This is a genomic window from Agromyces sp. NPDC055658 (assembly GCF_053618155.1).
Map to the genome: position 1 here is coordinate 1 of NZ_JBSHHD010000057.1, position 13,445 is coordinate 13,445.

The window sequence follows — 13,445 nt, forward strand, 5'->3', positions numbered from 1 at the left end:
ATCGCGACGAACGCGAGCATCTGCGGGAACATCTGGATGATCAGCAGGGACGTGAGGCCGGCCCGCCGGCCGCTGAAGCGGAACCGGGAGAACGCGTACGCCGCCGCCGGAGGACTCGTGCTCGCCACAGGGACCCGCTGGCCCGGATCCTCCCGCCGCTACCGCAGCGGCCTCGAACCCGCCGACGGCGCGCCCGCCGTCGAGCGCGGCGCGGCCGAGCGCGCCGTCGACGACTGGGACGAGCTCAGCCGGGGCGACGACCCGACCGATGACACGACCGGCCCCGAACCGACCCGCTAGACTTGCGGGCGAAAACCCCCGCACGAAGGAGCATCATGAGCATTGAGACCGCAGATCCCGGCCACGGACACTCGCCCGCGGCGTGGACCTCCGTCACCATCATGCTCATCGCGTTCGTGATCGGCACGGTCGCGTTCTTCCTCGACGCGCAGTGGCTCGTCTGGGCGTCGGCAGGACTCCTCGTCGTCGGCCTCATCGTCGGCTGGGTGCTTGCCCGTGCCGGCTACGGTGTCGGCGGCGCGAAGGTCGCTGAGAAGGCGCACTAGGTGCTGGCCGAGCTGACGGCGAACGCGGTCGCCGACGCGCTCGCGCGCCGTGAGACGCGTCCGCTCGACGAGGTCGAGGCCGCCGCCATGGCTCGCCCGGCCGCACTCGACGCCCTGGCCGCCCTCCGGCCGGCGTCGCACGTCAAGGTCATCGCCGAGATCAAGCGCTCGAGCCCCTCGCGCGGCTCGCTCGCCGCGATCGCCGACCCTGCTGCGCTCGCGCGCAGCTACGAGCTCGGTGGCGCGAGCGCGATCAGCGTGCTCACGGAGCAGCGCAAGTTCGGCGGATCGCTCGCCGACCTCGAGGCCGTGCGCGCCGCGGTCGCGCTCCCGGTGCTGCGGAAGGACTTCATCGCGACGCCGTATCAGGTGTTCGAGGCTCGCGCCGCCGGTGCGGACCTCGTGCTGCTGATCGTGGCCGCGCTCGACGACCGGGTGCTGCGCGAGCTCTTCGACCTCATCGTCGAGCTCGGCATGACGCCGCTCGTCGAGACGCACTCGGCCGACGAGCTCGATCGGGCCGCCGCGCTCGGCGCACGCCTGATCGGCGTGAACGCCCGCGACCTCTCGACCTTCGAACTCGATCGCGACCTGTTCGGCCGACTGGCCGACCGATTCCCGGCCGACGCGATCCGTGTCGCAGAGTCGGCGGTGCTCTCACCGGCCGACGTCGCGCACTACCGCTCTTCGGGCGCCGACGTCGTGCTCGTGGGTGAGGCGCTCGTCACGGGCGACCCGATTGCCAATCTCTCAGCATTCCTGGCGGTGTGACATGGCGCTCAGAGCGCAGACCGGTCCGTACTTCGGCGACTTCGGCGGGCGCTTCGTGCCCGAGTCCCTCGTGGCCGCCCTCGACGAACTGGGTGAGGCGTACGACCTCGCGAAGCTCGATCCGGCGTTCGGCGCCGAACTCGCGGAGCTCGGCCGGAGCTACACGGGCCGGCCGTCGATCATCACCGAGGTGCCGCGGTTCGCGAAGCACGCCGGTGGTGCGCGCATCATCCTGAAGCGCGAAGACCTGAACCACACGGGCTCGCACAAGATCAACAACGTGCTCGGGCAGGCGCTGCTCACGAAGCGCATCGGCAAGCAGCGCGTGATCGCCGAGACCGGTGCCGGCCAGCACGGCGTCGCGACGGCGACGGCGGCGGCCCTCTTCGGGCTCGACTGCACCATCTACATGGGCGAGGTCGACACCGAGCGGCAGGCCCTCAACGTGGCCCGCATGCGCCTGCTCGGCGCCGAGGTCGTCGCGGTCACGGCGGGCTCGCGCACGCTGAAGGACGCGATCAACGAGGCGATGCGGGACTGGGTCACGAACGTCGAGACGACGAACTACATCTTCGGCACGGTCGCTGGCCCCCACCCGTTCCCCGAGATGGTGCGCGACTTCCAGAAGATCATCGGCGAGGAGGCCCGCCAGCAGGTGCTCGACCTCACGGGTTCGCTGCCGACGGCGGTGGCGGCGTGCGTCGGCGGCGGCTCGAACGCGATCGGGATCTTCCACGCCTTCCTCGACGACGAGGGCGTCGGCCTCTACGGCTTCGAGGCCGGCGGCGAGGGCGTCGACACCGAGCGGCACGCGGCCACCATCACGATGGGCCGGCCCGGTGTGCTGCACGGCGCCCGCAGCTACCTCCTGCAGGACGAAGACGGCCAGACGATCGAATCGCACTCGATCTCGGCAGGACTCGACTACCCCGGCGTCGGACCCGAGCACTCCTGGCTCGCCGCCATCGGGCGGGCCGAGTACCGCCCGGTCACCGACGACGCCGCGATGCAGGCGCTGCGCCTGCTCACCCGCACCGAGGGCATCATCCCGGCCATCGAGTCGTCGCACGCGCTCGCGGGCGCACTCGAGCTCGGTCGCGAGCTCGGCGACGGCGCGACGATCCTCGTGAACCTCTCCGGCCGCGGCGACAAGGACATGGACACCGCGGCGCGGTACTTCGAGCTCTACGACGAGGAGGCCGGCGAATGAGCGCCCGCAGCACGGTCGGCCCGGTCATCGCTCGGCGCAACGTCGAGGCATCCGGAGCCCTCATCGGGTACCTCCCGGTCGGATTCCCGACACTCGACGAGAGCGTCGAGGCCGCCGTCGCCCTCGTCGAGAACGGCGTCGACGCGCTCGAACTGGGCCTGCCGTACTCCGATCCCGTGATGGACGGCCCGGTGATCCAGGCGGCGACCCAGCAGGCGCTCGCGAACGGCTTCCGCCTCGCCGACGGCTTCGAGGCCGTCCGGCGCATCACCGAGCGGGTCGACGCTCCGGTGCTCGTCATGACGTACTGGAATCCCGTCGTGCAGTACGGCGTCGAGCGGTTCGCCGACGACCTCGCCGCCGCCGGGGGAGCAGGCCTCATCACGCCCGACCTGATCCCCGACGAAGGCGCCGACTGGATCGCCGCATCCGAGCGAACCGGGCTCGACCGGGTCTTCCTCGCGGCACCGACGTCGACCGATGCGCGCATCGCGCGCGTGGTGGAGGCGAGCCGGGGCTTCGTGTACGCCGTGTCGACCATGGGCATCACCGGTGCGCGCGCCGATGTCGACCGTGCGGCGCGTGGCGTCGTCGAGCGCCTGCAGGCCGCCGGTGCGCCCGCCAGCTGCGTGGGCGTCGGCATCTCGACGGCCGCGCAGGTCGCCGAGGTGCTCGAGTACGCCGAGGGCGCGATCGTGGGCTCGGCGCTCGTGAAGGCCCTCGCCGACGGCGGGGTCCGCGGGGCGGGCGACCTCGCCGCGGAGCTCGCACGCGGCACGGTCGCGAGTTGAAGTACGCTGACTGAGGCCCACGCGGCCGACGTCGCTTCCGAGGAAAGGCAAGATCCCGAGTGATCGCCCCGATCAGCATCCCGAGCCCCGATTACGACTGGCGCACGATCGAGATCCCCGTGCCGTGGGGCATCATCCCGATCCAGACGTACGCGCTGTGCATCCTCGCCGGCATCATCCTGGCCGTGATCATCACCTCGCGGCGTCTCACGAAGCGCGGGGCCGAGCCCGGCGTCGTGCTCGACATCGCACTGTGGGCGGTGCCGCTCGGCATCATCGGCGCCCGTGCGTATCACGTGTTCACGCACCCGGCCGACTACTTCGCCGGGCAGGAGCCGTGGAAGGTCCTCGCGATCTGGGAGGGCGGCAACGCCATCTACGGTGCGCTCATCGGTGGCGCGATCGGTGTGATCATCGGCTGCCGGTTCACCGGACTCCGATTCTGGTCGTTCGCCGACGCGCTCGCGCCGGGCCTGTTGGTCGCCCAGGCCGTGGGCCGGCTCGGCAACTGGTTCAACCACGAGCTGTACGGCGCCCCCACCGACCTGCCGTGGGGTCTCGAGATCGAGTTCGGCAACCCGGCCTGGCCGCAGGGACTCGTCGAGGGGACGCTCTTCCACCCAACGTTCCTCTACGAGCTCATCTGGAACCTCCTCGGCGCTGCCGTGATCGTGATGCTCGAGCGCCGCATCAACCTGCGCTGGGGCAAGGCGTTCGCGATCTACCTCATCTGGTACGGGCTCGGTCGTTCGTTCTTCGAGTCGATCCGCGTCGACCCGAGCGAGATGTTCCTCGGCATCCGCGTGAACGTCTGGACCTCGTTCGCCGCGATCGTGCTCGGCATCGTGCTGTACCTCGTGCAGCGCCGTCGCCACACGGGTGACGAGCCCAGCCCGTACGTTCCCGGACGTGAATGGAAGGGCCCCGACGCTGAGGTAGACTCAGACGAAATCGAGTCCGACTCAGACTCTCTCGACGACGGCGTCGAGGGCGAGAACGACCCCCAGGGCGAGACGGCGGCCACAAGCCCGAGCCGTACCACCTCGTAGGCAGGCCGCCCCACCCGTTCTCCGAAGCGACGCCGCACCATGCGTCGTGCATCCCCGTGTAGGGCCGATGGCGTCCCCGCTTCCCCTTAGTTGATGAGGACGGTTCCCTGTGTCGCTCACTCCTCCCTTCTCGCGGTTCGGAACCGTTCCGCCTGCCCAGGGCATGTACGACCCCGCCGCGGAGAAAGACGCGTGCGGCCTCGCGATGGTCGCCACGCTCCGCGGCACCGCGGGGCATGACATCATCACCGCGGCGCTCGACGCGCTGCGGCATCTCGAACACCGCGGTGCGGTCGGCTCCGACGCCGGCACCGGCGACGGAGCGGGCATCATCACCCAGATCCCCGACGAATTCCTGCGCGCGGTGAGCTCGTTCCCGCTGCCCGAGGCGGGGGCCTACGCCGTCGGCAACGCGTTCCTGCCGGTCGACCCGACGACGCGCAGCCGCGTGAAGCAGCAGCTCGCCGAGCTCGCGGCCTCCGAGGGCCTCGAGGTGCTCGGCTGGCGCGAGGTCCCGGTGCGCCCCGACGAGCTCGGCACGCTCGCTCGCGCCGCCATGCCGGCGGTGCAGCAGCTCTTCGTGCGATCGTCCGCGACGACGTCGACGGGCGCGCGGCTCTCCGGCATCGCGCTCGACCGGCTGACCTTCCGGTTCCGCAAGCGGGCCGAGCGCGAGCTCGAGCTCTACTTCGCGTCCCTCTCGTGCCGAACCATGGTCTACAAGGGCATGGTGACGACGCTCCAGCTCGAGCCGTTCTACCCCGACCTGTCCGACGAGCGGTTCGCCTCGAAGCTGGCGCTCGTGCACTCGCGGTACTCCACGAACACGTTCCCGTCGTGGCCGCTCGCTCAGCCGTTCCGCATGATCGCGCACAACGGCGAGATCAACACCATCCAGGGCAACCGCAACTGGATGCGCGCCCGCCAGTCGCAGCTCGAGTCCGAGGTGCTCGGCGACCTCGACCCGATCCTGCCGATCGTCACGCCCGGCGCCAGCGACTCGGCCTCGTTCGACGAGGTCGTCGAACTGCTCACGCTCGCCGGCCGCAGCCTGCCGCACGCCATCATGATGATGGTCCCCGAGGCGTGGGAGAACCAGGCCGAGCTGAGCCCCGAGCGCCGCGCGTTCTACGAGTACCACTCGATGCTCATGGAACCGTGGGACGGCCCGGCCGCGATCGTCTTCACCGACGGCACGCTCGTCGGTGCGACGCTCGACCGCAACGGCCTCCGCCCCGGTCGCTACGTCGTCACCGACGACGGCCTCGTCGTTCTCGCGAGCGAGATCGGCGTGCTCGACCTCGAGCAGTCGCGCATCGTCCGCAAGGGCCGGCTGCAGCCGGGGCGCATGTTCCTCGTCGACACCGAGCACGGCCGCCTGATCGAGGACGACGAGGTCAAGTCCGAGCTCGAGCAGGCATCGCCCTGGGGCGAGTGGCTCGAAGAGGGGCGCATCCGCCTCGCCGACCTGCCCGAGCGCGAGCACATCGTGCATCCGCCCGCCTCGGTCAACCGCCGCCAGCGCACCTTCGGCTACACCGAAGAAGAGGTGAAGATCCTGCTCACGCCGATGGCGAAGACGGGGCAGGAGCCGCTCGGCGCCATGGGGTCGGACACGCCCATCGCGGTCCTCTCCAAGCGCCCGCGCCTGCTCTTCGACTACTTCACGCAGCAGTTCGCGCAGGTGACGAACCCGCCGCTCGACTCGATCCGCGAAGCGGTCGTGACCTCGCTCGGCACCTCGCTCGGGCCCGAGCGCAACCTGTTGAGCGCCGGCCCCGAGCACGCACGGCAGGTCTCGTTGACCTTCCCGGTCATCGACAACGACGAGCTCGCGAAGATCGTGCACATCGACCCGATGCCCGGTCGTCGCACGACGGTCACGATCCGTGGCCTCTACCGGTTCGACGAGGGCCCCGACGCGATGCGCGACCGGCTCGCGGCGATGTGCGCCGAGGTCGACGAGGCGATCGAGGAGGGCGCGAAGTTCGTCGTGCTCTCCGACCGTGACTCGAACAAGGACCTCGCGCCGATCCCGTCGCTGCTCATGCTGTCGGCCGTGCACCACCACCTGATCCGGTCGGAGAACCGCATGAAGGTGGGGCTCGTGGTCGAGGCCGGTGACGTGCGCGAGGTGCACCACGTGGCACTCCTCGTCGGCTACGGCGCTTCTGCCGTCAACCCGTACCTCGCGATGGAGACCTGCGAGGACCTCGTTCGAGCCGGCATCATCAGCGGGGTCTCGCCGGAGCAGGCCGTGCACAACGTGATCAAGGCGCTCGGCAAGGGCGTGCTCAAGATCATGTCGAAGATGGGCGTGTCGACGATCTCGTCCTACGCCGGAGCCCAGGCGTTCGAGGCTGTCGGCCTGTCGCAGGCGCTCATCGACGAGTACTTCACCGGCACGACGTCGAAGCTCGGCGGAGTCGGCATCGACGTCATCGCAGCCGAGAACCTCGACCGCCACACCCGGGCCTATCCGCAGGACCAAGCGGTCCGTGCCCACGAGCGGCTCGCCACCGGAGGCGAGTACCAGTGGCGTCGCGACGGTTCGCCGCACCTGTTCAACCCCGAGACCGTGTTCCGGCTCCAGCACTCGACGCGCAACCGCCGATACGACGTGTTCCGCGAGTACACCTCGCTCGTCGACTCGCAGGCCGAGGAGTTGCTCACGCTGCGCGGCATGTTCGCGCTGCGCACCGGCACCCGGCCCGCGGTGCCCATCGACGAGGTCGAGCCGGTCTCGTCGATCGTCAAGCGGTTCTCCACCGGCGCGATGAGCTACGGCTCGATCTCGAAGGAGGCGCACGAGACCCTCGCGATCGCGATGAACCGCCTCGGCGCCAAGTCGAACACCGGTGAGGGCGGCGAGGACCTGGACCGCCTGCTCGACCCCGAGCGCCGCAGCGCGATCAAACAGGTCGCGTCCGGTCGATTCGGCGTCACGAGCATGTACCTCACGCACGCCGACGACATCCAGATCAAGCTCGCGCAGGGCGCGAAGCCCGGCGAGGGCGGCCAGCTGCCACCGACGAAGGTGTACCCGTGGGTCGCCCGCACGCGGCACGCGACCGCGGGCGTCGGGCTCATCTCGCCCCCGCCGCACCACGACATCTACTCGATCGAAGACCTCAAGCAGCTCATCTTCGACCTCAAGCGCGCGAACCCGAAGGCTCGCATCCACGTGAAGCTCGTCAGCCAGTCGGGCATCGGCGCGGTCGCGGCGGGCACCGCCAAGGCCCTCGCCGACGTCATCCTCGTCTCGGGGCACGACGGCGGCACGGGAGCGAGCCCGCTCAACTCGCTCAAGCACGCGGGCACCCCGTGGGAGCTCGGCCTCGCCGAGACGCAGCAGACGCTCATGCTCAACGGCATGCGCGACCGCGTCGTCGTGCAGGTCGACGGCCAGCTGAAGACGGGTCGCGACGTCGTGATCGGCGCGCTGCTCGGCGCCGAGGAGTTCGGCTTCGCGACGGCGCCGCTCGTCGTCGAGGGCTGCGTCATGATGCGGGTCTGCCACCTCGACACCTGCCCGGTCGGCGTCGCCACGCAGAACCCCGAGCTCCGCAAGCGATTCAGCGGCAAGCCCGAGTTCGTCGTCAACTTCTTCGAGTTCATCGCCCAGGAGGTGCGCGAGTACCTCGCCGAGCTCGGCTACCGCTCGATCGACGAGATCATCGGCCGCCGCGAGCTGCTCGACGTCGACCGCGCGGTCGACCACTGGAAGGCGTCGGGGCTCGACCTCACGCCCGTGCTCGTCGGTCCCGACTTCTCCGAGGCCGACGCCCGCCGAAACGCCCGCGCTCAGGACCACGAGCTCGACGAGCACTTCGACAACGAGCTCATCCGCCGGGCCGGCATCGTCCTGGAGGAGGGCGGGTCGGTCTCGATCGAGCTGCCGATCAAGAACACCGAGCGCGCGGTCGGCACGATGCTCGGCCACGAGGTCACCTCGCGGCACGGCGAGCAGGGGCTGCCGACGGGCTCGATCGAGGTCACGCTCAGCGGATCGGCCGGCCAGTCGCTCGGCGCCTTCCTGCCCGGCGGCATCACGATCCGGCTCGAGGGCGACTCGAACGACTACGTCGGCAAGGGCCTCTCGGGCGGGCGGATCGTGGTGCGACCCGCCCGCGACAGCGGGTTCGTCGCCGAGCGCAACGTCATCGCAGGCAACGTCATCGGGTACGGCGCGACGAGCGGCAGCATGTTCATCCGCGGCATCGTGGGCGAGCGGTTCCTCGTCCGCAACTCCGGCGCGACTGCGGTCGTCGAGGGCGTGGGCGACCACGCGCTCGAGTACATGACCGGCGGGCTGGCGCTCATCCTCGGCGAGACCGGGCGCAATCTCGGGGCCGGCATGTCGGGCGGCACCGCCTACGTGCTCGACCTGCGCGAGGGACGGGTCAACCGCGAGTCGCTCGCGGCCGGCGAGCTCGAACTCCTCCCGCTCGGCAGCGCCGACGGCGAGATCGTGCGCGACCTGCTCGAGCAGCACGTCGCCGAGACCGACTCCGCGGTGGCCGCGGCGCTCCTCGCCGAGGGCGACGCCGCGTTCGACCGCTTCACCAAGGTGCTGCCGCGCGACTACGCGGCAGTGCTCCGTACCCGCCAGAGCGCGGTCGACGAGGGGCTCGACCCCGACGGCGACGTCGTCTGGGGCCGAATTCTGGAGGTGACCAATGGCTGAGATCCTTCAGACGCTGGGAACGGCTGCGCACATGAACTGCCTGGAGGTGACCAATGGCTGACCCCAAGGGCTTCCTGAAGGTCACCGAGCGGGAGCTGCCGAAGCGGCGGCCCGTACCGGTGCGCATCATGGACTGGAAAGAGGTCTACGAGCAGGGCGACCCGGCCCAGCTCCGTCGGCAGGCGGGACGCTGCATGGACTGCGGCATCCCGTTCTGCCACCAGGGCTGCCCGCTCGGCAACCTCATCCCCGAGTGGAACGACCTCATGTACCGCGGCGAAGGCCGCGCGGCGATCGAGCGGCTGCACGCGACGAACAACTTCCCCGAGTTCACGGGCCGGCTCTGCCCGGCACCCTGCGAGTCGGCGTGCGTGCTCGGCATCAACCAGCCCGCCGTCACGATCAAGCAGGTCGAGGTGTCGATCATCGACCAGGCGTTCGGCAACGGCTGGGTGCAGCCGCAGCCGCCAGGGCGTCTCACCGGCAAGACGGTCGCCGTGGTCGGCTCAGGGCCCGCCGGGCTCGCCGCGGCGCAGCAGCTCACCCGCGCCGGTCACACGGTCGCGGTCTTCGAGCGCGACGACCGCATCGGGGGCCTGCTCCGCTACGGCATCCCCGACTTCAAGATGGAGAAGAAGCACCTCGAGGCCCGTCTCGCACAGATGACCGCCGAGGGCACCCGCTTCCGGGCGGGCATGAACATCGGAGTCGACATCACGTGGGACCAGCTCCGCGAGCGCTACGACGCCGTCGTGATCGCGACCGGCGCCATGGTCCCGCGCGACCTGCCCGTTCCCGGCCGCGACCTGCCGGGCGTGCACTTCGCGATGGAGTACCTCACGCAGTCGAACCGGCACATCGCGGGCGACGAGGTCTTCGACCAGCTCACGGCCGAGGGCAAGCACGTCGTCGTCCTCGGCGGCGGCGACACGGGCGCCGACTGCATCGGCACCGCGCACCGTCAGGGCGCGCTGTCGGTGACGAACCTCGCGATCGGCAAGCAGCCGGGGCAGGAGCGGCCCGACCACCAGCCGTGGCCGATGCACCCGACCGTCTTCGAGGTGCAGAGCGCCCACGAAGAGGGCGGCCGTCGCGAGTTCCTCGCCTCCACGGTCGAGTTCCTCGCGAACGAGGCGGGCGAGGTCCGAGCCATCCGGGTCGCCGAGACCGAGTACCTCGACGGCCGCCGCGTGCCCAAGGCGGGCACCGAGCGCGAGATCCCCGCCGACCTCGTACTGCTCGCCCTCGGATTCACCGGTCCCGAGACGAACGAGCTCGACGAGCAGCTGCAGCTCGCGGTCACCGACCGCGGCAACCTCTCGCGCGACGCGGCGTACGCCACGGCCGAGCCGGGCGTCTTCGTGGCTGGCGACGCGGGCCGCGGCCAGTCGCTCATCGTCTGGGCGATCGCCGAGGGCCGTGCTGCGGCCGCCGCAGTAGACCGGTACCTTGAAGGCGAGACCTCGCTGCCGAGCCCCATCGCGGCGACGGCGCGCGCCATCGCCGTCTGAACCCCAGGCGCGCCGCTCGGCGCGTCGTCCGAACCACGATCAGCGCCTCGGCGCGGAACACCGGGAGTAACACCACATGAGACGAGCGAAGATCGTCGCCACCCTCGGGCCGGCGACATCGAGCTACGAGCAGATCCGGGCGATCATCGATGCGGGCGTCGACGTCGCCCGCATGAACCTCAGCCACGGCACGTACGACGTCCACGAGGGCGTCTACCAGAACGTGCGCAAGGCGGCGGCCGACTCCGGCCGTGCGGTCGCCGTCCTCGTCGACCTGCAGGGGCCGAAGATCCGCCTCGGCAAGTTCGCCGACGGGCCGCACGAGCTCGCCGAGGGCGACATCTTCAAGATCACCACTGAAGACATCCTCGGCACGAAGGAGATCGTCGGCACGACGTTCAAGGGGCTGCCGCAGGACGTGAAGCCCGGCGACTTCCTGCTCATCGACGACGGCAAGGTTCGGGTCGAGGTGCTCGAGACCGACGGCACGGTCGTCACGACCAAGGTCATCGTCGCGGGTCCCGTCTCGAACAACAAGGGCATCAACCTGCCCGGCGTCGCGGTCAACGTCCCGGCCCTCTCCGACAAGGACGAGGCCGACCTGCGCTGGGGCCTGGAGCTCGGCGCCGACCTCATCGCGCTGTCGTTCGTGCGCAACGCCGCCGACATCACCCGCGTGCACGAGATCATGGACGAGGTCGGCCGCCGCGTGCCCGTCGTCGCGAAGGTCGAGAAGCCGCAGGCGGTCGACGCGCTCGAGGAGATCACCGAGGCGTTCGACGCGGTCATGGTCGCGCGCGGCGACCTCGGCGTCGAGCTGCCGCTCGAGGCCGTGCCGATCGTGCAGAAGCGCGCCGTCGAGATCGCCCGCCGCCTCGCGAAGCCGGTCATCGTCGCGACGCAGATGCTCGAGTCGATGATCCACAGCCCCGTGCCGACGCGCGCCGAGACCTCCGACGTCGCGAACGCCGTACTCGACGGCGCCGACGCGGTCATGCTCTCGGGCGAGACGAGCGTGGGGGAGTACCCCGTGATCACGGTGCAGACCATGGCCCGCATCATCGAGTCGACCGAACAGCACGGGCTCGACCGGATCGCCCCGCTCGGCACGAAGCCGCGCACCCAGTCGGGCGCCATCACCGCCGCCGCGGTCGAGGTCGCCGACTTCGTCGAGGCGAAGTACCTCTGCGTGTTCACCGAGTCGGGCGAGACGGTGCGCCGCATGACGCGCCTGCGCTCGAAGATCCCGATCCTGGCGTTCACGCCCGACCCCGCGATCCGACGCCGCATGGCGCTCAACTGGGGCGTCGAGTCGTTCGTGGTCTCGCGCGTCACCCACACCGACCAGATGGTCGGGCAGGTCGACGAGGCGCTCGCGAAGACCGGCAAGGCGGTCAACGGCGAGAAGGTCGTCATCATCTCGGGTTCGCCTCCCGGCATTCCGGGCACCACGAACGACGTGCGCGTGCACGTCGTCGGCGAGGTGCTCTAGCGGTTCCTCGGTGAAGGGTCGGTCAGGAATGACCGGCCCTTCGCCGTCTTCCGGGCACCGCGGCGGGATGCCTCGGTCGCGCGTCGTGGCAGAATCCGATCGTGGTCGTGAGATTCGAGTGCCGGACGGTCCTCGCCCTGAGCCCGTCGGAGGCGTTCGAGCGCTCGCTCGACATCGACCTGCACATGGCGTCGATGGCACGCTCCCGCGAGCGCGCCGTCGCCGGGGTGACGTCGGGCAGGATCGGGCCCGGCGAGCAGGTGACCTGGCGCGCGTGGCACTTCGGCGTTCCGCTCAGCATGACGAGCCGCATCACCGCGTACGACGAACCGCGATGCTTCATCGACGAACAGGTGCGCGGCCCGTTCCGGTCGTTTCGTCATGTGCACCGGTTCGAACCGACCGCCGACGGCACCGGCGCGATCATGACCGACGAGGTCGAGTTCGACGCGCCGTTCGGCCCGCTCGGTCGGATCGCGGAGGTCGTGCTCGGGCCCTATCTGCGGCATCTCATCGAGGCTCGGAACGCCCACCTCGCGGAGCGCGGGACGGGCTGATACGCGAACGCCGCGCGGGCGATGGTGCCGGTGGTGGGGGTCGAACCCACACGCCCTTTCGGGCAAAGCATTTTGAGTGCTCCGCGTCTGCCATTCCGCCACACCGGCCAGAGGCCTCGCCCAGAATACCGTAGGCTTTCCTGCGTGACTGACACCGAATCAACTCAGCCGGCAGCTCCGCGCCGCGTGGTCGTGGCAGAAGATGAGTCGCTCATCCGCCTCGACATCGTCGAGATCCTGCGCGACAACGGCTACGAGGTCGTCGGCGAGGCGGGCGACGGCGAGACCGCCGTGGCGCTTGCGACCGAACTGCGCCCCGATCTCGTCATCATGGACGTCAAGATGCCGCAGCTCGACGGCATCTCCGCGGCCGAGCGCCTCTCGAAGGGCCACATCGCCCCGGTCGTGCTGCTGACCGCCTTCAGCCAGAAGGAGCTGGTCGAGCGCGCGAGCGAGGCCGGTGCACTGGCCTACGTCGTGAAGCCCTTCACCCCGAACGACCTGCTGCCGGCGATCGAGATCGCCCTGGCCCGCCACGCGCAGATCATCGCCCTCGAGGCCGAGGTCGGCGACCTCGTCGAGCGCTTCGAGACCCGCAAGCTCGTCGACCGGGCGAAGGGCCTCCTCAACGAGAAGATGGGCCTCTCCGAGCCCGAGGCGTTCCGCTGGATCCAGAAGGCGTCGATGGATCGCCGCCTCACGATGAAGGACGTCTCGCAGGCGATCATCGAACAGCTCGCGCCCAAGAAGTAGGGCCCGCAGAACATCGAACGGCGGATGCCTCGACGAGCACGGTCTCGTCGAGGCATCC

General features: G+C 70.1%; 11 protein-coding genes, 1 tRNA gene and 1 pseudogene. 11 read left to right on the top strand and 2 right to left on the bottom strand.

Features of this window, described 5'->3' with window-relative positions; all coding sequences use genetic code 11:
- Positions 1-107, bottom strand: a pseudogene (locus ACWGPE_RS17845) (sugar ABC transporter permease); the annotation flags it as partial.
- A gap of 10 nt (positions 108-117) precedes the next feature.
- On the opposite strand from ACWGPE_RS17845, the gene ACWGPE_RS17850 reads away from it, so the two are divergent.
- The 10 genes from ACWGPE_RS17850 (at position 118) to ACWGPE_RS17895 (ending at position 12,634) form a co-directional block, all read left to right on the top strand.
- On the top strand, positions 118-300 hold the full coding sequence (locus ACWGPE_RS17850; RefSeq protein WP_452049190.1) for a Trp biosynthesis-associated membrane protein: 183 nt from the start codon (positions 118-120) through the stop codon (positions 298-300).
- A gap of 35 nt (positions 301-335) precedes the next feature.
- The gene (locus ACWGPE_RS17855) at positions 336-566 is read left to right on the top strand and encodes a DUF6704 family protein (RefSeq protein ID WP_452049191.1); all 231 of its coding nucleotides are present in this window, start codon (positions 336-338) and stop codon (positions 564-566) included.
- Positions 567-1,337 carry an indole-3-glycerol phosphate synthase TrpC gene (gene trpC / locus ACWGPE_RS17860; protein WP_231430915.1) on the top strand — a complete coding sequence of 257 codons (771 nt, stop codon included), beginning with the start codon at positions 567-569 and terminating at the stop codon, positions 1,335-1,337.
- 1 nt (position 1,338) lies between these two features.
- On the top strand, positions 1,339-2,547 hold the full coding sequence (gene trpB, locus ACWGPE_RS17865) for a tryptophan synthase subunit beta (RefSeq protein WP_275506926.1): 1,209 nt from the start codon (positions 1,339-1,341) through the stop codon (positions 2,545-2,547).
- Positions 2,544-3,338 (top strand): tryptophan synthase subunit alpha, encoded by a 795-nt coding sequence (trpA, locus tag ACWGPE_RS17870; RefSeq protein ID WP_231430917.1) that lies wholly within the window; start codon positions 2,544-2,546, stop codon positions 3,336-3,338. Before trpB ends, trpA begins: the two co-directional genes overlap by 4 nt.
- 59 nt (positions 3,339-3,397) lie before the next feature.
- The gene (lgt, locus tag ACWGPE_RS17875) at positions 3,398-4,387 is read left to right on the top strand and encodes a prolipoprotein diacylglyceryl transferase (RefSeq protein ID WP_374201116.1); all 990 of its coding nucleotides are present in this window, start codon (positions 3,398-3,400) and stop codon (positions 4,385-4,387) included.
- 163 nt (positions 4,388-4,550) lie between these two features.
- Positions 4,551-9,074 (top strand): glutamate synthase large subunit, encoded by a 4,524-nt coding sequence (gene gltB / locus ACWGPE_RS17880; RefSeq protein WP_376930430.1) that lies wholly within the window; start codon positions 4,551-4,553, stop codon positions 9,072-9,074.
- Between the two features lie 53 nt (positions 9,075-9,127).
- Positions 9,128-10,585, top strand: coding sequence for a glutamate synthase subunit beta (locus ACWGPE_RS17885; protein ID WP_231430918.1), 1,458 nt, complete (start codon positions 9,128-9,130; stop codon positions 10,583-10,585).
- Between the two features lie 76 nt (positions 10,586-10,661).
- Positions 10,662-12,077, top strand: coding sequence for a pyruvate kinase (gene pyk / locus ACWGPE_RS17890; RefSeq protein WP_231430919.1), 1,416 nt, complete (start codon positions 10,662-10,664; stop codon positions 12,075-12,077).
- 101 nt (positions 12,078-12,178) lie between these two features.
- The gene (locus ACWGPE_RS17895) at positions 12,179-12,634 is read left to right on the top strand and encodes an SRPBCC family protein (protein WP_231430920.1); all 456 of its coding nucleotides are present in this window, start codon (positions 12,179-12,181) and stop codon (positions 12,632-12,634) included.
- 22 nt (positions 12,635-12,656) lie between these two features.
- Here the strand turns inward: ACWGPE_RS17895 and ACWGPE_RS17900 are convergent.
- Positions 12,657-12,742, bottom strand: a tRNA-Leu gene (locus ACWGPE_RS17900).
- A gap of 36 nt (positions 12,743-12,778) precedes the next feature.
- Here ACWGPE_RS17900 and ACWGPE_RS17905 point away from each other — a divergent pair.
- A complete protein-coding gene (locus ACWGPE_RS17905; protein WP_231430921.1) occupies positions 12,779-13,387 on the top strand; it encodes an ANTAR domain-containing response regulator in 609 nt (202 codons plus the stop codon).
- Positions 13,388-13,445 lie beyond the last annotated feature (58 nt).